Source organism: Rugamonas sp. GW822-FHT03B10 (assembly GCF_058801745.1).
This window is the reverse complement of record NZ_JBXANP010000004.1, coordinates 192,831-212,804: the sequence shown is the minus strand read 5'-3', so window position 1 is coordinate 212,804 and position 19,974 is coordinate 192,831. Positions and strand designations below refer to the sequence as shown.

Annotated in this window: 21 protein-coding genes; 13 read left to right on the top strand and 8 right to left on the bottom strand. The window is 68.3% G+C overall.

Translation table 11 applies throughout. The annotated features are described in order from the left end of the window. Nucleotides 1–11 precede the first annotated feature (11 nt). Genes AC1RQG_RS09005 through AC1RQG_RS08980 form a run of 6 tightly spaced genes read left to right on the top strand, consistent with a single transcriptional unit; the run spans nucleotide 12 to nucleotide 5,133 of the window. The gene (locus tag AC1RQG_RS09005; RefSeq protein ID WP_493130428.1) at nucleotides 12–743 is read left to right on the top strand and encodes an SURF1 family protein; all 732 of its coding nucleotides are present in this window, start codon (nucleotides 12–14) and stop codon (nucleotides 741–743) included. A gap of 31 nt (nucleotides 744–774) precedes the next feature. Beyond that, nucleotides 775–1,365: an SCO family protein gene (locus tag AC1RQG_RS09000; protein ID WP_493130743.1), complete on the top strand. Its 591-nt coding sequence runs from the start codon at nucleotides 775–777 to the stop codon at nucleotides 1,363–1,365. 6 nt (nucleotides 1,366–1,371) lie between these two features. Continuing rightward, nucleotides 1,372–2,535 (top strand): COX15/CtaA family protein, encoded by a 1,164-nt coding sequence (locus AC1RQG_RS08995; RefSeq protein WP_493130426.1) that lies wholly within the window; start codon nucleotides 1,372–1,374, stop codon nucleotides 2,533–2,535. Further along, nucleotides 2,535–3,428: a heme o synthase gene (gene cyoE, locus AC1RQG_RS08990; RefSeq protein ID WP_493130425.1), complete on the top strand. Its 894-nt coding sequence runs from the start codon at nucleotides 2,535–2,537 to the stop codon at nucleotides 3,426–3,428. Before AC1RQG_RS08995 ends, cyoE begins: the two co-directional genes overlap by 1 nt. 8 nt (nucleotides 3,429–3,436) lie before the next feature. Continuing rightward, entirely contained in the window at nucleotides 3,437–4,036 is a 600-nt protein-coding gene (locus AC1RQG_RS08985; RefSeq protein ID WP_493130424.1) for an SCO family protein, read from the top strand. 53 nt (nucleotides 4,037–4,089) lie between these two features. Next, nucleotides 4,090–5,133: an AI-2E family transporter gene (locus AC1RQG_RS08980; RefSeq protein WP_493130422.1), complete on the top strand. Its 1,044-nt coding sequence runs from the start codon at nucleotides 4,090–4,092 to the stop codon at nucleotides 5,131–5,133. Here AC1RQG_RS08980 and AC1RQG_RS08975 read toward each other — a convergent pair. After that, nucleotides 5,130–6,470 (bottom strand): hemolysin family protein, encoded by a 1,341-nt coding sequence (locus AC1RQG_RS08975; RefSeq protein WP_493130420.1) that lies wholly within the window; start codon nucleotides 6,468–6,470, stop codon nucleotides 5,130–5,132. The genes AC1RQG_RS08980 and AC1RQG_RS08975 overlap by 4 nt on opposite strands. Before the next feature lie 136 nt (nucleotides 6,471–6,606). After that, the gene (nhaR, locus tag AC1RQG_RS08970) at nucleotides 6,607–7,518 is read right to left on the bottom strand and encodes a transcriptional activator NhaR (protein WP_493130418.1); all 912 of its coding nucleotides are present in this window, start codon (nucleotides 7,516–7,518) and stop codon (nucleotides 6,607–6,609) included. A gap of 100 nt (nucleotides 7,519–7,618) precedes the next feature. Between nhaR and AC1RQG_RS08965 the strand changes: the two genes are divergently transcribed. The 4 genes from AC1RQG_RS08965 to AC1RQG_RS08950 all read left to right on the top strand — a co-directional run bounded on the left by AC1RQG_RS08965 (nucleotide 7,619) and on the right by AC1RQG_RS08950 (nucleotide 10,725). Next, nucleotides 7,619–8,665, top strand: a complete 1,047-nt coding sequence (locus AC1RQG_RS08965; protein ID WP_493130416.1) for a DUF475 domain-containing protein — start codon at nucleotides 7,619–7,621, stop codon at nucleotides 8,663–8,665. 117 nt (nucleotides 8,666–8,782) lie between these two features. Continuing rightward, complete coding sequence (locus AC1RQG_RS08960) at nucleotides 8,783–9,358, top strand: TerD family protein (RefSeq protein ID WP_493130414.1); 576 nt, start codon at nucleotides 8,783–8,785, stop codon at nucleotides 9,356–9,358. Between the two features lie 52 nt (nucleotides 9,359–9,410). Then, on the top strand, nucleotides 9,411–10,106 hold the full coding sequence (locus AC1RQG_RS08955; protein ID WP_493130412.1) for a TIGR00266 family protein: 696 nt from the start codon (nucleotides 9,411–9,413) through the stop codon (nucleotides 10,104–10,106). A 37-nt stretch (nucleotides 10,107–10,143) separates the two neighbouring features. Next, nucleotides 10,144–10,725 carry a TerD family protein gene (locus AC1RQG_RS08950; RefSeq protein ID WP_493130410.1) on the top strand — a complete coding sequence of 194 codons (582 nt, stop codon included), beginning with the start codon at nucleotides 10,144–10,146 and terminating at the stop codon, nucleotides 10,723–10,725. A 49-nt stretch (nucleotides 10,726–10,774) separates the two neighbouring features. Here AC1RQG_RS08950 and AC1RQG_RS08945 read toward each other — a convergent pair whose 3' ends face one another. Then, complete coding sequence (locus AC1RQG_RS08945) at nucleotides 10,775–11,212, bottom strand: MerR family transcriptional regulator (RefSeq protein ID WP_493130408.1); 438 nt, start codon at nucleotides 11,210–11,212, stop codon at nucleotides 10,775–10,777. 4 nt (nucleotides 11,213–11,216) lie between these two features. Here AC1RQG_RS08945 and AC1RQG_RS08940 point away from each other — a divergent pair, with 4 nt between their 5' ends. The 3 genes from AC1RQG_RS08940 (at nucleotide 11,217) to AC1RQG_RS08930 (ending at nucleotide 14,174) form a co-directional block, all read left to right on the top strand. Further along, on the top strand, nucleotides 11,217–12,437 hold the full coding sequence (locus AC1RQG_RS08940) for an NADH:flavin oxidoreductase/NADH oxidase family protein (protein WP_493130406.1): 1,221 nt from the start codon (nucleotides 11,217–11,219) through the stop codon (nucleotides 12,435–12,437). 86 nt (nucleotides 12,438–12,523) lie between these two features. After that, nucleotides 12,524–13,351 (top strand): HDOD domain-containing protein, encoded by an 828-nt coding sequence (locus AC1RQG_RS08935; RefSeq protein ID WP_493130404.1) that lies wholly within the window; start codon nucleotides 12,524–12,526, stop codon nucleotides 13,349–13,351. A gap of 58 nt (nucleotides 13,352–13,409) precedes the next feature. Further along, nucleotides 13,410–14,174: a FadR/GntR family transcriptional regulator gene (locus tag AC1RQG_RS08930; RefSeq protein WP_493130402.1), complete on the top strand. Its 765-nt coding sequence runs from the start codon at nucleotides 13,410–13,412 to the stop codon at nucleotides 14,172–14,174. Between the two features lie 10 nt (nucleotides 14,175–14,184). Here AC1RQG_RS08930 and AC1RQG_RS08925 read toward each other — a convergent pair whose 3' ends face one another. From AC1RQG_RS08925 to rpoH, 5 genes are all read right to left on the bottom strand, one after another. Continuing rightward, a complete protein-coding gene (locus tag AC1RQG_RS08925) occupies nucleotides 14,185–16,575 on the bottom strand; it encodes a CPBP family intramembrane glutamic endopeptidase (protein ID WP_493130400.1) in 2,391 nt (796 codons plus the stop codon). After that, a complete protein-coding gene (locus tag AC1RQG_RS08920; protein ID WP_493130398.1) occupies nucleotides 16,572–17,321 on the bottom strand; it encodes an ABC transporter ATP-binding protein in 750 nt (249 codons plus the stop codon). Before AC1RQG_RS08920 ends, AC1RQG_RS08925 begins: the two co-directional genes overlap by 4 nt. A 114-nt stretch (nucleotides 17,322–17,435) precedes the next feature. Then, nucleotides 17,436–18,122 carry a signal peptidase I gene (gene lepB, locus AC1RQG_RS08915; protein WP_493130396.1) on the bottom strand — a complete coding sequence of 229 codons (687 nt, stop codon included), beginning with the start codon at nucleotides 18,120–18,122 and terminating at the stop codon, nucleotides 17,436–17,438. Between the two features lie 50 nt (nucleotides 18,123–18,172). After that, nucleotides 18,173–18,616 carry a hypothetical protein gene (locus AC1RQG_RS08910; protein WP_493130394.1) on the bottom strand — a complete coding sequence of 148 codons (444 nt, stop codon included), beginning with the start codon at nucleotides 18,614–18,616 and terminating at the stop codon, nucleotides 18,173–18,175. Nucleotides 18,617–18,812: 196 nt separating this feature from the next. Next, on the bottom strand, nucleotides 18,813–19,706 hold the full coding sequence (gene rpoH / locus AC1RQG_RS08905; protein WP_493130741.1) for an RNA polymerase sigma factor RpoH: 894 nt from the start codon (nucleotides 19,704–19,706) through the stop codon (nucleotides 18,813–18,815). Nucleotides 19,707–19,974 lie beyond the last annotated feature (268 nt).

The window sequence follows — 19,974 nt, the reverse complement described above, 5'->3', positions numbered from 1 at the left end:
CACCCATTGTAATGCGTATCGCCTTCCGGTTTAAACTAATCCCATTGGCGGCCACCGTGCTGGTGGCGGCGCTCGGCGTCGCGCTCGGCAACTGGCAGGAACGGCGCGCGGCCGAGAAGCTGGCGCTGCAGGCGCTGCTGGCGCAGGGGGCGGCCGCCGCGCCGCTGGTGCTGGACGGGCGCCCCGTGCCGCCGGCCGCCGTGGAATTCCGCCGCGTGCGCGCGCGCGGCCGGTTCGTGGCCGGCTGGCCGTTGTATCTGGACAACCGGCCGTACCAGGGCCGCGCCGGCTTTTACGTGCTGATGCCGTTCCGGCTGGACGGCACGGACAGCGCCGTGCTGGTGGCGCGCGGCTGGCTGCCGCGCGACCCGGTGCGGCGCGACAGGCTGCCCGATTACGCCACCCCGGCCGGCACCGTCACGCTGGAAGGCGTGGCGCGCCAGAACGCGGGCCATGTGATGCAGCTGGGCGCCGCGCCCGCGCTGCGTCCGGGCGCCATCGTGCAGAACGCGGACCCGGCCCAGGTGGCCGCCGCCAGCGGCCTGGCGCTGGCGCCGTTCGTGGTCGAGCAGGCCGGCGCCGCCGGGCCGGACGACGCGGCGCTGGTGCGCGACTGGCCGGCGCCGGCGCTGGGCGTGGACAAACATCGCGGCTACGCCTTCCAGTGGTATGCACTGGCGGCGATGGCCATCATCTTTTATGTGTGGAATGGATACCGACGTGGAAAAAGCAGTGGACAATAAGACGGCCAATATCGACCCGGCCGCCGGACAAATGGCGCGCGGACGCTGGAAGCTGCTGGCCGTGCTGGCCGTGTGCGCGGCGCCGCTGATCGCCTCCTACTTCACCTATTACGTGATCAAACCGAGCGGCCGCACCAACTACGGCGACCTGATCGACCCGCGCCAGTACCCGATTCCGGCCATGGCCAGCACCACGCTGGACGGCAAGCCGGCCACGCTGGACGACTACAAGGGCAAGTGGATCATGCTCAAGGTGGGCCCGTCCGACTGCCAGCAGGTTTGCCAGGACCAGCTGTTCGCCATGCGCCAGCTGCGCACCATGCAGGGCAAGGACATGGAGCGCATCGAGCGGGTCTGGCTGATCACCGACGACGCGCCGCTCGACACCATGCTGCTGCGCGTGAACGACGGCACCCGCATGCTGCGCGCGCCGGCCGGCGTCGTGGAGAAATGGTTGCCGCCGGGCACGGACGGCCCGCTCAGCGAGCACGTGTTCCTGATCGACCCGCTGGGCAACCTGATGATGCGCTTCCCGGCGCACGCCGTCTCGTCCGACATCGACAAAATGGCCAAGGTGAAGAAGGACCTGGCCAAGCTGCTCAAGGCTTCCGCCATAGGTTGAACCATCATGCATGCCGCCACCTTGCCCCAAATGGCCATCACCGCGTTGCTGGTGGCCCTGCTGCCGCTGTCCATCGTGTGGACCTCGTCCGACACCAACAAATACCGCAAGCTGGTGTGGGTGTGCGTGTTCCTCACGTTCGACCTGATCGTGTTCGGCGCCTTCACGCGCCTGACGGACTCCGGCCTCGGCTGCCCCGACTGGCCCGGCTGCTACGGCACGGCCAATCCCTTCCTGGCCCATGAGCAGATCCAGGCCGCCGAGACGCTGCTGCCGAGCGGCCCCGTGACGGTGGCCAAGGCCTGGATCGAGATGATCCACCGCTACCTGGCCATGGCGATCGGGGTGCTGATCGTGGCCATGGTGGCGCAGTCGTGGCGCCACTGGCTGCGCGACCGCGGCCGCGCCGAGTACGCGCCGTGGCTGCCCACGGCGCTGCTGGCGTTCGTCTGCCTGCAGGGCGCGTTCGGCGCCTGGACCGTCACGCTCAAGCTGCAACCCGTGATCGTCACCACCCACCTGCTGCTGGGCATGGGCTTGCTGGCCCTGCTCACGTGGTATGGCGGCCGCCAGGACCAGCTGGTCGCCCCCGTGCGCGCGGTGACCGGCTCGCCGCCGGCCATGCGCAACATCCGCCTGCTGGCCGCGCTGTCCGGTGTGTTGTTGCTTGTGCAACTGGCGCTGGGCGGCTGGGTGAGCACCAACTACGCCACCCTGGCCTGCACCGACTTCCCCCTGTGCGGCGGCAAGCTGGTGCCGGAGATGGACTTCGAGCACGGTTTCACGCTGTGGCGCGCGCTGGGCAAGACGGCCGCCGGCCACTACCTGCCGTTCGCCGCGCTGACGGCCATCCACTGGGTGCACCGCAACTTCGCGTTCGTGGTGGCGCTGGTGGCCGGCTACACGGCCTGGCGCGCCTGGGGCCACACGGCCCTGCACAAGACGGCGCGCGCCATCGCCGTGGTGCTGGCGCTGCAGCTGTGCACGGGCGTGGCCACTATTTTCCTCAACTATCCGCTGGCCATCGCCGTGCTGCACAACGCCGGGGCGGCGCTGCTGGTGTTGTTGCTGACCATGTTAAACTACCGGGCTAAGTTCCAATTCGAGATCGCGCAGAAGGCAGCCGCCAGCGCCGTATTCCCGCAAGCCTCCGCTGCCAGACACCACTAATGACGACCCACACCGCCACCCATAAGACCAGCAACCGCTTCGCCCAATACTGGACGCTGACCAAGCCCCGCGTGACCCAACTGGCCGTGTTCTGCGCCGTGATCGGCATGTTCCTGGCCACCGACAGCATGCCCGACTGGCGCGTGGTGGTGGCCGCCACCCTCGGCATCTGGCTGCTGGCCGGCGCCGCGTTCGCCGTCAACTGCCTGGCCGAGCGCGAGATCGACGCGCGCATGGCGCGCACGGCGCGCCGCGCGGTGGCCACGGGGGAGCTGAGCGTGGGCGAGACCATGCTGTATTCGGCCATCATCGGCGGCGCCGGCATGTGGATCCTGTACGCGCTGGTCAACCCGCTGACCATGTGGCTGACCTTCGTCACCTTCGTCGGCTACGCGGTGATCTACACCATGATCCTCAAGCCGGCCACGCCGCAGAACATCGTCATCGGCGGCCTGTCGGGCGCCATGCCGCCGGCGCTGGGCTGGGCCGCCGTGGCCAACGACGTGCCGATGCAAGCGTGGCTGCTGGTGCTGATCATCTTCGTCTGGACCCCGCCGCATTTCTGGGCGCTGGCCATGTACCGGCGCGACGACTACGCCCGTTCCGGCCTGCCCATGCTGCCCGTCACGCACGGCCTGCCGTTCACCCAGTTCCACGTGCTGCTCTACACGATCGCGCTGGCCGCCACCACCCTGCTGCCGTTCGCCGTCCACATGAGCGGCCTGATCTACCTGGCCAGCGCCGTGGTGCTGAACGCCGTGTTCCTGCACCATGCGTGGAAAATCTACCGTCACTACACGGACCTGATTGCCCGCAAGGCCTTCACCTGGTCCATCATCTACCTGTCGCTGCTGTTCGCCGCGCTGCTGGTGGACCACTACTTCAAGTTCTAACGCACACCATGAAAAAACTGTTCGCTACGTTGACGCTGGCCGTACTGGCCGCCGCTCCGCTGGCCGGCTGCGGCGAAAAGCCCGCGCTGCCGAAAGTGGAATTCAAGAACACCGACCTGTCCGGCCTCGATTACGCGCACGATTTCGCGCTGACCGACCACACCGGCAAGCCGCGCAAGCTGGCCGACTTCAAGGGCAAGGCCGTGGTGATGTTCTTCGGCTATACCCAGTGCCCGGACGTGTGCCCGACCACGATGGCCGAGATGGAGAGCGTGATGCAGGCGCTGGGCCCGTTGTCGGACCAGGTGCAGGTGCTGTTCGTGACCGTCGATCCCGAGCGCGACACCCAGGCGCTGCTGGCCCAGTACGTGCCCGCGTTCGACAAGCGCTTCATCGGCCTGTATGGCACGCCCGAGCAGACGGCCGCCGTGGCCAAGGAATTCAAGGTGTTCTACGCCAAGGTGCCGGGCAAGACCAAGGACAGCTACACGGTCGACCACACGGCCGGCAGCTACGTGTTCGACAAGACGGGCAAGCTGCGCCTGTTCGTGCGCCACGGCCTCGGTCCCGAGCCCATCGTGCACGACCTCAAGCTGCTGCTGAACTGACAGCCTGACCGGGCGGCGCCGCGCCGCCCGCCGTCCAACCGACCGGGGAATGCATGGAGCAGCGCTTCCAACCCTACACCCGCCTGGCCGCCGTCGTGCTGCTGATCCTCGGCTGCCTGGTCGTGCTGCGGCCGTTCCTGGCCGCGATCCTGTTCGCGGCCGCCATCGCCATTTCCAGCTGGCCGCTGTACCTGTGGCTGCTGCACCGCGTGCGCCGGCGGCGCACGCTGGCCGCCGCGCTGATGACCACCTCGCTCACGCTGGTGATCCTGGTGCCGCTGGCGCTGGTGGCCTGGAGCGTGGCCGACAACGCCGCCAGCTATTTCGACCAGGTGCGCGCCGCCCTCGACGACGGCACCATCGTCCCGCCGCCGTGGCTCAAGCAATTGCCGCTGGTGGGCGAGCAGGCCGACGCCTACCTGCGCAAGCTGGTGGCCAGCCGCGAGGAATTGATCGCGCTGGCGCAGCGCCTGCTGGAACCGGCACGCCGCCTGCTGCTGGGCAGCAGCCTGGTGCTGGGGCGCGGCGTGGCCCAGGTCAGCCTGGCCGTGTTCGTGTGCTTCTTCCTGTACCGCGACGGCCAGGCCCTCGTGGCGCTGGTGCGCGGCGGCATGGGCAAACTGATCGGCGAGCAGGGCGAGGCCGTGGCCGACACCGTGAGCCGCACCGTGCGCGGTGTGATGTACGGCCTGCTGGGCACGGCGCTGGCGCAGGCCGGCGTGGCGGCGATCGGGCTGGCGCTGGCCGGCGTGCCGGCCGTGGCGCTGCTGTCGATCACCACCTTCGTGCTGTCGCTGGTGCCGGTGGGGCCGCCGCTGATCTGGGGCGGCGCCGCCGTCTGGCTGTTCAACGAGGGCCACACGGGGTGGGGCGTGTTCATGCTGGTGTGGGGCTTCTTCGCCATCAGCGGCGTGGACAACGTCGTCAAGCCCATGCTGATCAGCCGTGGCAGCAGCCTGCCGTTCATCCTCGTGCTGCTCGGTGTGATGGGCGGCGTGCTGGCGTTCGGCTTCGTCGGCCTGTTCATCGGCCCCACGCTGCTGGCCGTGGCCCTGGGCCTGCTGCGGCACTGGGGCGACGCCCCCACGGCCGGTTAATCCAGGTCGTCCGTGTCGTCGGACGGCGGCGTCTTGGGGATCACCTTCACCAGCAGGATGCGCGGGCCCGTCATCTTCCTGGCCACGATGTCGAAGTAGCGGAAGCTCACGCGCTGGCCCTGTTTGGGGATGTCGCCCAGCTTGAGCATCAGCAGGCCGCCCACCGATTCCACTTCATCCAGCCCCAGCTCCTCGTTCTCGATGTCGATGCCCAGCGCCCGCTCCAGCGAGAAGATGGGCAGGCTGGCCTTGCCCACCAGCGTGCCGTCGGGCTGCTTGAGCCAGTCGTTCTCGTTGAGCCGGAATTCGTCGTGGATCTCGCCCACCATGGCGCCCAGCAGATTGTCGAGCGTGATGAAGCCCAGCGGCCGCTTGCCCTTTTCGCCGATCAGCGCGAAGTGGGGCGCGCCGTCGCGGAAGCGGCGGAACTGCTCGAGCGCGGGCGTGCGCGCGGAGATGGTCTCCACCGGCCGCAGCAGCGGCGCCAGGTCCGTCACGGGCTTGCCCGATTGCTGGGCGAAAAACAGGTCCTTCAAGTGGATCACGCCGAGCACCGTCTCGCCGTCCGCGTCGTAATACGGGTAGCGGCTGAATCGGTTGCGCAGCATGGTTTGCAGGTTTTCCTCCAGCGGCAGATCGGCGTGCAGCGCGATCACCTCATTGATGGGCCGCATCAGGTCCGACACCGACAATTCGCTGAATTCGAGCGAGTGGGCCAGGATGTTGCGCTCGTCCTTGCTGTACTTCTGGCCCGGCTGGTTGCTGCGCAGGATCAGCTTCAGTTCATCGACCGAGTAGTGCGTCTCGTGGCCGCCCTTGCCGGACAGGCCCACCAGACCCAGCACCATGCCGGCGCTGGCGTTGAGCAGCCAGATGGCCGGGTACATGGCCCAGTAGAAGCCGTACAGCGGCAGCGCGCTCCACAGGCCGATCGCCTCGGGCATGCGGATCGCCAGCGACTTGGGCGCCAGCTCGCCGACCACGATGTGCAGGAAGGAGATGACGGTGAACGCCAGCGCGAAGGCCACGCCGTGGATCAGCTGCGGCGACGTCACGCCGAGGGCGGCGAACAGCGGCTCCAGCAGGCCCGCGAAAGCCGGCTCGCCGATCCAGCCCAGGCCCAGCGAGGCCAGCGTGATGCCGAGCTGGCAGGCCGACAGGTAGGTGTCGAGCTGGCCGTGCACCTTGGCCAGCGTGCGCCCGCGCAGCCCCTGGCTCTTGGCGATGGCGCGGATGCGGGTGGGGCGCAGCGTGACGATGCCGAATTCGGCCGCCACGAAGAAGCCGTTGAGCGCGACCAGGACGAGGGCGAGCAGGACAAGCAGAAGGTTTTGCATAGAAGCGCGCGGGGGCGGGCGGTCGAAACCTGCATCTTATCCGACCCGGCGCCCGGACTGCGCAATTTTCGCGCGCGCCGGGGCCGCCGTTTGATGTGGCGCGATATGGCGCGATGCGGCGCCGGCCTGGCCGTGCCTACTGCGCGACAGCGAACGGCCCGCTGTGCACGGCCGACAGGATGGCCTCCACGGCCGGGTGTTTGATCTTGCGCTCGTTGGAGATGGCGTAGAACTGTTCGCGCAGTTCCGGCGCGTCGCCGGCCAGCACGGCGCCGAACTGCTCCTGGATGTCGTGCGCCAGCGCCGACGGCGCGAAGAACAGGCCCAGCCCGTTGCGGCCGAAGGTGTTGAGCATGGCGTTGTCTTCGAACTCGCCCACCACGTCGGGCCGCACGCCGTGCTGCACCAGCCAGGCGTCGATGCGTCCGCGCAGCGCGTTGTTGCGGGTCGGTAGCAGCAGCGGCGCGCCATCGAGGCTGGCGGGGAAGTTGCGCCGCACCTTGCGCGCCAGTCGTGGCACGCCGAACAACTGCATGCCGCTTTCGCCCAGCAGGTGGCTGAACACGCGCAGGCCGCCGCCGGGGCGCACGGCGCGGTCGGTCAGCACCACATCCAGCTTGTTGAGCGCGAGGTCGGCCAGCAGCGATTCGAATTCATCCTCCAGGCACACCAGCTTCACCTGCTGGCCCATGCGCTGGGTCGCCTCCAGCAGCCGGAACGCGATCAGCTTGGGCAGCGAGTCGGAGATGCCGACCGTGAGCCGCATCTTGCCCGCGTCCGTTTCATCGAGCGCGTCCTGCAACTGGTCGCCGAGCAGGAAAATCTGGTCGCAATAACTGAGCGCCACGCGGCCCGCCTCGGTCGGCGCCAGCCGCCGTCCCTGCGGCTCCAGCAACTGCTTGCCCACCGACTGTTCCAGCAACGCCAGCTGCATGCTGACCGTCTGCACGGCCAGTCCCAGACGCTCGGCCGCGCGCGTCACGCTGCCTTCCTTGGCCACCATCCAGAAAAAATACAGGTGGCGGAAATTGAGTCCGGTTGTTTTCATCTTCTGTTTTTACGAAGTAATACTTCAATTATCTTCTATTTTTTAATTCCCCGCCTGGCCCTACACTGCATCCCATTCTTGACAACAACGGGGTAAAGCGATGAAACACTTCAAGGTGTCTCTGCTGGTCACCTTCGTCTGCCTGGTGGCGGCCGGATGGTGGGGTTATGAACATACGGGATGGGCCGGCGCGCTGTCGGCCATCGGCATCGCGGCCATCCTGGGCGTGATGGAAGTCTCGCTGTCGTTCGACAATGCGGTGGTCAACGCCTCCGTGCTGAAAACGTGGGACGCCTTCTGGCAAAAGCTGTTCCTGGGCGTGGGCATCATCATCGCCGTGTTCGGCATGCGCCTGCTGTTCCCGCTGGTGATCGTGGCCATGGCCGCCGACCTGGGGCTGATGGAAGTGTGGCACCTGGCGCTGAACGACCCGGCCGCCTACTCGACGCACCTGACCAACCACCACGCGGAAGTGGCGGCCTTCGGCGGCATCTTCCTGCTGCTGGTGTTCCTGAACTTCCTGCTGGACGAGGACAAGGAGCTGCACTGGCTGGGCCACGTGGAACAGAAACTGGGTGCGCTGGGCAAGGTGTCGTCGATCTCGGTGATGGTGGCGCTGGGCGCGCTGCTGGCCAGCCTGACGCTGGTGGAGCCGGCGCAGAAGCTGGTGGTGCTGGTGTCGGGCCTGTGGGGCGTGCTGACCTACGTGGGCGTGGACGCCGTCAGCAGCCTGCTGGAGAAGGAGGAGAACGGCAGCAACGTCGGTGACCTGATCAAGCGCGGCGGCATCGGCGGCTTCCTGTACCTGGAGGTGCTGGACGCTTCGTTCAGCTTCGACGGTGTGATCGGCGCGTTCGCCATCACGACCGACGTGGTGATCATCATGCTGGGCCTGGCCATCGGCGCCATGTTCGTGCGCTCGCTGACGGTGTTCCTCGTCAAGCAGGGCACGCTCGATGAATTCGTGTACCTCGAACACGGCGCCCACTACGCGATCGGCATCCTGGCGCTGATCATGTTGGCCAGCATGAAGTTCCACATCCCCGAGGTGTTCACGGGTCTGGTCGGCGTGGCCTTCATCGCCGCCTCGCTGTGGTCCTCGATCCGCCACCGGCGCAAGCAGCAGGTGCAGGCGCTGGCGGCGTGACGAGGCATCACGCACAAGTTTGACAACGCGGCGGGCATCAGGCACCGGCCCGCCGCGTGCAAGTGGTACAGGCCCATGCGGCCAGGTGCTCATACAACCAAACAGGAGTAACACATCATGGCAATCAGTCTGCAAAAAGGCGGCAACGTCAATCTGAGCAAGGAAGCCCCCGGTCTGTCGAAGATGGTGATCGGCCTCGGTTGGGACGTGCGCGCCACGGACGGCAACGCGTTCGACCTGGACGGCTCGGCCTTCCTGCTCAAGGCCGACGGCAAAGTGCGCGGCGACGCCGACTTCGTCTTCTACAACAACCTCAAGTCGGTGGAGGGCTCGGTGGCCCACTCGGGCGACAACCGCACCGGCGCCGGCGATGGCGACGACGAGACGGTGACCATCAACCTGGCCGAAGTGCCGGCCAACGTGGACCGCATCGCCATCTGCGTGACGATCCACGACGCCGATGCGCGGCGCCAGAATTTCGGCATGGTGCAGAAGGCCTTCGTGCGCTGCGTGAACGCCAGCGGCAACGCGGAGATCGCCCGCTTCGACCTGTCCGAGGATGGCTCGGCCGAGACGGCCATGGTGTTCGGCGAGGTGTACCGCAACGGCGGCGACTGGAAGTTCAAGGCCGTGGGTCAGGGCTTCAAGGGTGGCCTGGGGCCGCTGGCGTCGTCGTTCGGCGTGAGCGTATAAACGGTATAAACGGTATCAACGGTATAAAAGACGAGTTTCAGGAAGGAATACCATGCCAGCATTTACGGTTACCGGGGACGTCGACCCGTTCCTGCACGTGTCGCTCGCGCACGGCGAAAAGATCTACTGCGAGTCGGACGCGATGGTGATGATGGAGGCGGCGCTGGACTTGCGCGGCAAGGTCACCGGCGGCATCGGCGCCGCGCTGATGCGCCGCTTCGCCAACGGCGAATCGTTCTTCCAGCAGCACATCGAGGCCGTGCGCGGCGCCGGCGACTGCCTGCTGTCGCCCACGCTGCCGGGCGCCATGCAGGTGGTGGACGTGGGGCCGCGCCAGTACATGCTGAGCGACGGCGCCTTCGTGGCCGCCAGTGACGGCGTCGAGCTGCGGGTGCGCACCCAGAACCTGGGCAACGCGCTGTTCGCCCAGAGCGGCGGCTTCTTCATCACCGAGACGGCCGGCGCCGGGCAGGTGGTGGTGTCGGGCTTCGGCTCCATCTCCCAGCTGGAGGTGGCGCCGGGGCGCGACGTGGTGATCGACAATTCGCACGTGGTGTGCTGGGACAGCGCGCTGCGCTACGAGATGTCCATCACCACCGGCGGCAGCGGCGGCTTCATCGGCAATCTGATCAACAGTCAGACCAGCGGCGAGGGCATGGTGCTGCGCTTCTCCGGCCAGGGCAAGGTGCTGGTGTGCTCGCGCAACCGGGAAGCCTTCCTGAACTGGACCCAGCGCCGCCAGCAATAAGGCGCGCGTCCGCAATTTCAATCGAAAGGAAACAGCAATGTCAGTCAATCTGCAAAAAGGCCAGAAGATCTCGCTGGACAAGGAAGCCGGCGCCACCCTGGGCCGGGTCGTCATGGGCCTGGGCTGGGACGCCATCAAGAGCAAGGGCTTCTTCGGCTTCGGCGCCCGCAGCGAGGCGGTCGACCTGGACGCCTCGTGCGTGATGTTCGACGAGGCCAACCGCCCGCTGGACGTGATCTGGTTCCGCCAGCTGCGCAGCCGCGACGGCAGCATCGTGCACACGGGCGACAACCGCACCGGCGCCGGCGATGGCGACGACGAGCAGATCAACGTCGACCTGGGCCAGGTGCCGATGGGCGTGCGCAGTCTCGTCTTCACCGTCAACAGCTTCACGGGGCAGAGCTTCGCGCAGGTGGAGAACGCCTACTGCCGGCTGCTCGACGCGGCCAGCGGCAAGGAGGTGGCGCGCTTCAACCTGTCGGTGCAGGGGCCGCACACGGCGCAGATCATGGCCAAGGTGTACCGCCACAACGGCGAGTGGAAGATGCACGCCATCGGCGAGAACGCCAGCGGGCGCACCTTCGACGACTTGCTGCCGCTGATCGCGCCGCACCTGTGATCGTCCACGCCCGGGCCATCGGTCATCGTCCCGCACGCGCGGCGGCTGTTCAGAGGCTGCCGGGACATTCACCGTTGGCCCAGGCGGTTTCGACCTCCTGCCTGGTGCGCTCCAGCGAGGCGCGCTGCTCGGTCAGGGTCCGCATCATGTGCTCGATGTCCTGCAGGCGCGCGTCGAGGTTCTTCAACAGGCCATCCTTCAGCGCCGGCCCCTCCAGCTTCGTCACGGCCAGTATCGCCTCCAGCGTGAAGCCCAGGTTCTGGCCGATCCGGATCAGACGGATGCGCTCCAGCGCGGCCTCGCCATAGACCCGGTAGCCATTGGCGCCGCGCTCGGCCTGGGGCATCAGGCCCGCCTGTTCGTAATAGCGGATCGCCGATGCCGAGATGCCCGCGCGCCGCGCCAGTTCGCCGATTTTCATTTTTCGCTTGACCTTGAAGTGAACTTTAATCTTAGCATTGTCCATCTTCCCCACAAATTTGGACATGCCGATGCTCTTCGATCCCCTCACCCTGCCGAATGGCACCCAGCTTCCCAACCGCGTGGCCAAGGCCGCGATGGAGGAGAGCATGGCCGAAGCGGGCCAACTGCCCGGCGCCGCCATTGATCGTCTGTACCAGCGCTGGGCCCAGGGCGGCGCGGGGCTGCTCATCACCGGCAACGTGATGATCGACCGCCGCGCGCTGACCGGGCCCGCCACCATCGCGCTGGAAGCGGACACGCCATTGGCGCCGTTCAGGACGTGGGCGCAAGCGGCGCGGCAAAACGGCGCGCAAGTGTGGATGCAGATTAATCATCCGGGCCGCCAGGTGATGGCCAATATGGGCGGGCTGGCGTGGGCGCCCTCCGCCGTGGCGCTGGATCTGGGCAAACACAGCAAATTGTTCGCGCAGCCGCAGGCCATGAGCGCGGCCAACATCGCGGAGGTGATCCGGCGCTTCGCCGACACCGCGCACGCGGCGGAACAAGCCGGTTTCAACGGCGTGCAGATTCATGCGGCGCATGGCTATCTGCTGTCGCAATTCCTGTCGCCGCTCACGAACCGGCGCGACGATGAATGGGGCGGCAGCCTGGCCAACCGCGCGCGTCTGCTGGTGGCGGTGGTGCGCGCGGTGCGGGAGCGTGTTTCGCCCCAATTCTGCGTGGCGGTCAAACTGAATTCCGCCGACTTCCAGCGCGGTGGATTCTCGGAGGACGATGCGCGCCAGGTCGTGCTGCTGTTGAACGCGTTGCCGGTCGATCTGATCGAGCTGTCCGGCGGCAGCTACGAAAGCCCCGCCATGCAAGGGCGCACGGCGGACGGCCGCACGCTGGCGCGCGAAGCCTATTTCCTGGAATTCGCCAAGGCGCTGGCGGCCGTCGCCCGTATGCCGGTCATGACGACCGGCGGTATCGCCCGCCGCGAGATCGCCGAACAGGTGCTGGCCAGCGGCGTGGCTGTCGTCGGCGTCGCCACCGCGCTGTCGGTGGCGCCGGACTTGCCCCGGCAATGGCGTGCCGGCCAGACGCCGGTGGTCGACGCGCAGCCGGTGGACTGGAAGGACAAGACGCTGGGCAGCATCGCCAGCATGGCGCTGGTGCGCCGCCGCATGCGCGCGCTGGGCGCCGGCGGCAGCGGCAGCGGCGCGCTGAATCCCTTGTACACGCTGCTGACCGACCAACTGCGGGCCAGCCTGCACACGCGACGTTATCGCAGGTGGCTGACGTCCTGACGGTCGTCCGGCCGGGTGTTGCTGGCACGCACGCGGCCGTCCCCGGCGCTTGTCCGACGGGGGACGGGCGCGGGTATAATATTTCCATGGAAAAACTAAAGGACTTCGCCCAGATCGTCGACCAGGCTGCACGCGGGGAGCTGGTTTTTCCGACCAGCGTCAACGCGGCCTTGCGCCTGCAACTGGCGCTGAACGATCCCGATTGCGCCACCGACGACGTGGTGCGCAAAGTGCTGGCCGAACCGCGGCTGGCCGCGCGCGCGGTGGCGCTGTCCAATTCCGTGGTCTTCAACCGCGGCGGCCCGCCCGTCACGGGCGTGCGCGCGGCCGTGCTGCGGGTCGGTTTCCGCAACCTGTACACGATGGCGGCGGCCATGGTGGTGCGCCAGTTCGGCAGCAGGATCCGCGACCCCCACCTGCGGGCGATGGCCGAGCAGTTGTGGCGCCACACGGCCCACGTGGCCGCGCTGGCCCACGTGCTGGCGCGCCACGTGACGGCCTGCGACGCCGATACGGCGCTGTTCGCGGGCATCGTGCACGAGGCGGGCGGCTTCTACCTGCTGTCGCGCGCCGACGAGATGCCCGGCCTGCTCGACGATCCGGCCGAGTGGATGGGGGCGGCCCAGGAGATCATCACGCGCGAGATGATGCGCAAGCTGGCCATTCCGGAGCCGGTGGCGCTGCCCATCGGCGCGCTGCGCGGCGCCACGCTGTCGCCGCCGCCGGCCGGCCTGCGCGACACGCTGCTGCTGGCCAAGCGGCTGGCGCCCGTCGCTTCGCCGCTGGCGCCGCCCGCCGACGCGGCCGCCGATCCCGCGCTGGAAGATTATGTGCGCGACAACGGCCGGCTGGAGGACGTGCTGCGCCAGTCGGCGGCCGACGCCAGGTCCATGAGCGCGGCGCTGCTGGTCTGAAACAATCTTAAGATACGCGCTGCTATAATGGGCGGGCCCGTCACCGCCCATCCGTGTCATGTCCCTCACCGTACCCGCCCCCCTGTTCGTGCCCCGCAAGAAGCCGCGCAACCTCGCGCAGGGCGTGGTGGAGAGCCTCACCGCGCGCATCCGCAGCGGCGACTGCAAGCCCGGCGACAAGCTGCCGGCCGAATCGGACATCATGGAACAGCATGGCGTGAGCCGCACCGTCGTGCGCGAAGCGATCTCGCACTTGCAGGCGTCGGGCCTGGTGCAGACCCGGCATGGCGTGGGCACCTTCGTGCTGGCGCCGCAGCCGGCCCGGCTCAGCGTGGCCGCCGGCGCCGTGCACAGCGTGGCCGACCTGCTGGCCGTGCTGGAACTGCGCATCAGCGTGGAGACGGAGGCGGCCTGGCTGGCCGCCACCCGCCGCAGCGCGCAGCAGGCGGCGCAGATGGAGGCGGCGCTGCGCCGCATCCTGAGCGGGGCCGGACTACCGGGCGTGTCGGTCGAGGCCGAGCAGCGTTTCCACCTGCTGATCGCGGAGGCCACCGGCAACCGTTATTTCGTCGATTTGCTGACCGACCTGGGGCAGGCCATCATCCCGCGCGCCCACCTGGCGCCGGCCCAGATTGCCCATGCCGGGCAAGGCACGATAGTCGATTGCCTGCAGCGCATCTACCGCGAACACGAAGACATCTACGACGCGATCGCGCGCCAGGATCCCGAGGCCGCGCGCGCGGCCATGCGCACCTATCTCGGCAATTGCCGCGAACGGCTGCGCCGCGCGCAGGCCGTGGCGGGCGCGCCCGCCACGGCCTGAGCCCAGCCGCCTACGTCCACAACTGCCACGACACGACGGCCGCGTTGTACAGCGCGTGCGCCAGCATGGGCGCCAGCAAGCGCTGGCCGCGCTCGTAGCTCCACGCCGCGCACAGTCCCAGCACGAACACCGGCAGCATCGACAGCGGCGGGTGGACGATGGCGAACACGGCCGCGCTGACCAGCGTGGCCGGCAGCGCGCCCATCGAACGGCGCAGGCCGCCGAAGATCAGGCCACGGAAGATGAACTCCTCGCACAGCGGCGCGGCCAGCACGGTCAGGGCCAGCATCCAGCCCGGATGGACGCCGGCGCCGGCCGTGGCGGCGGCCAGCGCCGGCGCCAGCGCGCTATGGCGCAGCGCCGTCAGGTAGGCCAGTCCCACGGCGATGGCCGGCGCGGCCGCGGCCAGGCCGGCCAGCGCGGCGGCCCGGGCGTCGCCGCCACGCACGATGGCCGGCACCCCGGCCGTCTTGTTGCGCCAGTAGATCAGCCGCGTGCAGCCATACACGATGGCGCCGGCCAGGGCGAACGCCAGCGTCATGCCTTGCAGCCCGATCTTGCCCGGCCCATCGCTCAACACCATGCCGATCAGCGCTTGCAGGATGGCGAAGGCGGTGGCCGCCATCAGGCCGTCGGCCGTGGAGACGCGGGCCGGCGGTGCGGCGCTCGGGTCCAGCAGATAGGGCAGCTCGTCGCGCGCCTTCTGCCACAGGGCCAGCGCCAGCGCGCCGCACAGCACCATCACCACCAGCTTTTGCGACCACACGCTGGTGGACACGCAATACACGTAGAAGCTGGCCAGCAGCATGTACAGGTAGACGTAGCTGGGCCGCACGCGGGTGCGCACGTCCGGCGCCAGCGGGTCGCAGGCGAACACGCCCAGCGCCACGGCGATCACGGCGAAGATCGGCATGCCGGCCAGCACGAGGATGAGCAGCCCCGCCAGTCGCCAGTCCGGGACCGCGCCGGCATGGATGGCAAAGCCGAACACGCCGATCGGATAGGCCATGGCCAGCATGCCCCACAGCTGCGCCTTTTCCCGCAGCACGCTCTCCACGGTGCGGGGGAAGGTGTACAGCATCCACAGCACCGGCCCCTCGTTGTTGAGGGTCTGGAACGCCGACAGCATCATCACGTAGCTGCCGATGCCGAAGGCGACGGCGGCCACCATGGTGGTATTGCGGGCGAATTCGCCGAGGTCGCGCAGGGCGCCGTTGAACAGCATCTGGGTGCCGATGATCACCACCGGCAGCAGCAGGCTTTGCACGAGGAAGTTGCGGTCGCGCGCGAGCAGCCGCAATTCGCGCCGCTTGACCGGGGACAGCAGCGCGCGCCCGCCGGCGCGCGGCGCGGCGGCGTGGACGACGCCCGCTGTCGCGCGACCGCCCATGGCCGCCCGCGCGCCGGCGCGTCCGCTCGCGCGCGCGCCGGAGGCCACCACGCCGTGGCGCAACTGGAATCCCAGCAGCGCCACGCCGGCCGCCAGCAGCAGCCCCACCTGGGCCAGCAGCAGCGCCGCCAGCGCGCCGGCGCGGCCCGGGGTGGCCGCCTGCAGCAGCTGGATCATGAGGCCGGGCGGGGTCCACACGGTCCAGGCGGGCCAGGCGGCGGCCCATTCGACGGGGAAGCTGACGCCTTTGGGCATGCCGAGCGCCATCACGAAATAGAGGATGGGCATGGAGGCCAGGCCGGTGAGCGCTTGCAGGTTGCGCAGCTGGGCGGGCGGCAGCCACAGGCGCAGGCCCGTGTCGGCCAGCGTGTGGCACAGGGCCGTCAGCGGCAGCAGCAGGGCCGCCATCGCCAGCACGGCCAGCGGCAGGCTCCAGCGCAGGCCCGAATACCAGGCCAGCAGGCCGCACAGCGGCAGCAGCGCGAACAGGGCGGCGGGATTGCTCACGCTGCGTTCGAGCACGCGGCCCCACAGCAGCGTCTTGCGGCGCACGGGCAATGTGACCAGCCATTCCAGGTCCGAATCGGCCTGGGCCAGCTCGCGGCTGCCCAGCGCGATCAGGATGCTGGCCAACAGCAGCAAGGCGAGCATCATGGTCAGTGCGCTGGCCAGGTGCGAGCTGAACGGCGCGGCGGCCAGGCTGACCGCGCTCTTTTCCAGCGCGATGTAGGTGGCGTCGGGGGCGTCGGTGACGGTGCACGCGGCGTCGACATGGCAGTGCAGGTTGAGCACCGCATTACGGGCCAGTTGCGTGAACGAGAAGCCGAACAGCAGCGCGACCAGCACGGCCAGCAGCCACGAGTTGCGGCGCTTGCCCGGCGTGGCCGCGCGGCCTGCCTGCTTGCGCCGGAACGCGCGGAACAGCAGCGCGTCGGCCTGGTTGGCCAGCCGCGTCAGGCGCAGGCGCGCCATCAGCAGCATGGCGCGGCCGTGCGACGGCGCCGCCATCATGGCGCGACGCCGTCGTCGCCGGCCGTGATCTGCAGGAACACGTCCTCCAGCGAGGCGGCGGCCGAGGCGTCGCCACGAATTTCGCCACGAATCTCGTCCAGCGTGCCGGTGGCCACCAGCTTGCCGTGGTGGATGATGCCGACCCGGTCGCACAGCTTCTCGGCCATGTCCAGCAGATGGGTGGAGACGAAGATGGTGGTGCCTTGCGCGGCGGCGGCCAGCAGCCGTTCCTGCACCTCGCGCGCGGCGCGCGGATCGAGGCCGTTGATCGGCTCGTCGAGGATCAGCACGGCCGGTTCATGCACCAGCGCGCAGGCCAGACCGAGGCGCTTCTTCATGCCCAGCGAATAGTTGACGGCGTAGTCCTCGCCCGCCTCCGCCAGCCCGAATTCGGCCAGCAGGCGCGCGCCGCGGCGGGCCGCCTCGGCGCGCTCGTAGCCGTGCATCTCGGCCACGAATTGCAGGATTTCGCGGCCGCGCAGGTAGTCGTAGAACACCGGCGTGTCGGGCAGGTAGCCGACGTGGCGCTTGACCTCGTGGGCCGCGCCGTGGCAATCGATGCCGTTGATGCGCACCTGGCCGGCGCTGGGCACGAGGATGCCCATCATCATGCGGATGGTGGTGGTCTTGCCGGCGCCGTTGGGACCGAGGAAGCCGAATACTTCGCCGCGCCGCACCGTCAGCGACAAGGGCTTGACGGCCTGGAAGCCGCCGTAGACCTTGGACAGGCCTGCAAATTCAATCATGGTTGGCTCCGCGCCGGCGGCCGCCGGCGCGTCGCGGTCGGGGCTGGCCGGCTAATGTAATGATAAGTTTGACAGGATCATAACATCGCGGCTGCCGGCCGGGCCGGAAAGCCGTCAGTGCGGGCCGTACAGGTCCATGCCGAAGCGCTCCGTGCGCGGATGCCAGTTGCCCTCGATGTCGGCCGAGGCCAGCACGCGCACGGCGCGGCCGATCAGCAGCGCGCGCGGCACCAGGCCGATGTAGCGCGAGTCGGCGCTGTTGTCGCGGTTATCGCCCAGCATCAGGTACTGGTCGGGCGGCACCGTGACGGGCGCGAAGTTGCGCCGCGCGTTCACCTGCGGCAGCAGCTGGATGGCGTGCGGGGCGGCCGCGCCGGCCGCCATGGTTTCGCGCAGCCGCACCGTGCGCAGCGTGCCGGCCGCGCCCACCGTCTCGTGGCCGTCGCCGAGCACGGCGTAGCTGGCCGGCTGGCCGTTGATGATCAGCTGCTCGTCGCGCATTTCGACCCGGTCGCCGGGCACGGCGATCAGGCGCTTGATCAGGCGCGTGCCGTCCTGGGGCGAGCTGAAGGTGACGATGTCGCCGCGTTGCGGCTCGCCCGTGTGGCCGAGCACGATGTCGGTCAGCGGCAGCTTGACGTTGTAGGCCAGGCGGTTGACCAGCACCACGTCGCCTTCCAGCAGGTTGGGATGCATGGAGGCCGACGGGATCGGATTCCAGTCCGCCACGGCCGTGCGGAAGATGCCGAACAGCGTGAGGAACAGCAGGAACCCTTTGTTGGCGCGTATCCAGCCTTGCATGATGTCTCCCTGTTGGATGTGGAAAGTGTTGCCAGTATCTTCACCGATTCTTAATTGGCCCTTAGTCCGGTCACGCGCACGCTGACCCGGTAGTCGGGCACCGGCGCCTTCATGTGCGGCACGCTGTCCGGGTCCACGCCGAGCAGGGTGAAGGTCAGGCCGTTCTGGCTCGCGGTCGTGCTGGCGCCGGGCATGTCGGCCGCCAGCACGAAGCTGGCGCTGGCGCCGCCCTTGGTGAGGGTGAAGGTGTAGCTGATGTAGCCGGCCCACACGCACACGGCGCCCACGCGGCAGCGGCTGTCGTTGACCCGTTCGAGCCGCAGCACGGTGCCCGGCGCCACGGTGGCGCTCTGGCCCTGGGTCAGGGCGACGGTCAGGTTGGCGGGGGCGGGCGGCGCGGGCGGCGCGCCGTCGCTGGCGCGCGCGCCGCAGCCGGCCAGGGCCAGCAGCAGGGAAAAATGGCACCAGCGACGGCGCGACAACTTGCTGTTCATGCGTATCCTTTCAATCAGGAAGGCGACGAGACTAACAAATCGAGAGTAACAAATGCCGCGCGCCGGCGGCGCACGGACGGCGCCGCCTGTCGACGGCGCGTCGGTCATGGTACACGCAGCGCGCGCCGCGCCAGAAAAAATGCCGCCCGGCGCGGACGCGGGGCGGCATGGTGGCGGGCGCTGCGGCCGGCGGGCCTTACACGTAGGCGGCCAGCGCGCCTTTCATCTTCTTGAGCGCGGCCGATTCGATCTGGCGGATGCGCTCGGCCGACACGCCGAACTCGTCGGCCAGCGTGTGCAGCGTGGCGCCGGAGCCGTCGTCGTTGGCCAGCCAGCGCGCTTCGACGATGCGGCGCGAGCGCGGATCGAGCTTGCCGAGCGCCGTCTCCAGCCCTTCCGACTGCAGGCGCGTGACCTGCTCCGCTTCCAGCACGCGGGTCGGCTCGCTCTGTTCGGACGACAGGTAGGCGATCGGCGCGAACTTGTCGTCCTCGTCGTCGGTCGGCGATTCGAGCGCGATGTCGCGGCCGCTCAGACGGGTTTCCATCTCGATCACTTCCTCGCGCTTCACGTCCAGCAATTTGGCCAGGCCATCGATCTGCGACGGCGTCATCGCGTCCAGGCCCTGCTTGTGGCTGCGCAGGTTGAAGAACAGCTTGCGCTGGGCCTTGGTGGTGGCCACCTTGACCAGACGCCAGTTCTTGAGGATGTACTCGTGCATCTCGGCCTTGATCCAGTGCATGGCGTACGACACCAGCCGCACGCCCTGGTCGGGGTCGAAGCGCTTGACGGCCTTCATCAGGCCGATGTTGCCCTCCTGGATCAGGTCGGCGTGCGGCAGGCCGTAGCCGAGGTAGCCGCGCGCGATCGACACCACCAGGCGCAGGTGCGACAGCACCAGCTCCTGGGCTGCGCCCAGGTCGTTCTTTTCCTTCAGGCGGCGCGCCAGCGAGACTTCGTCGTCGTGCGACAGCATCGGCAGGCGATTGACGGCCGAGATATAGGCGTCCAGGTTGCCCAGGTTGCCAGTGAACCCGAGGCCCAGAGCACGGTTGGTGGCCGGGACCAACGCGTTCGGTGCGGACATCATATTCATGTAATTCCTCGCTAGCTGATATTGCTAAGTGTCAATGTGCCATGCAGCCGGGCTGTTCACATCCGAAGTTACCGTTTGTTACCCGCTGCGGTCATGCTTGAGGATGCCGGTCATTCTTGCGCTAAGAAATTGCTTCAAAGAATATCCGGCCCCACGATGTTTCGTATATTAGCACTCTCCGTCGATGAGTGCCAATCGCCATCCATAATCGCTTTGATAGTAAAAATACTATCGTTTTTCAGCGCTTCATGGCGTTTGCGTA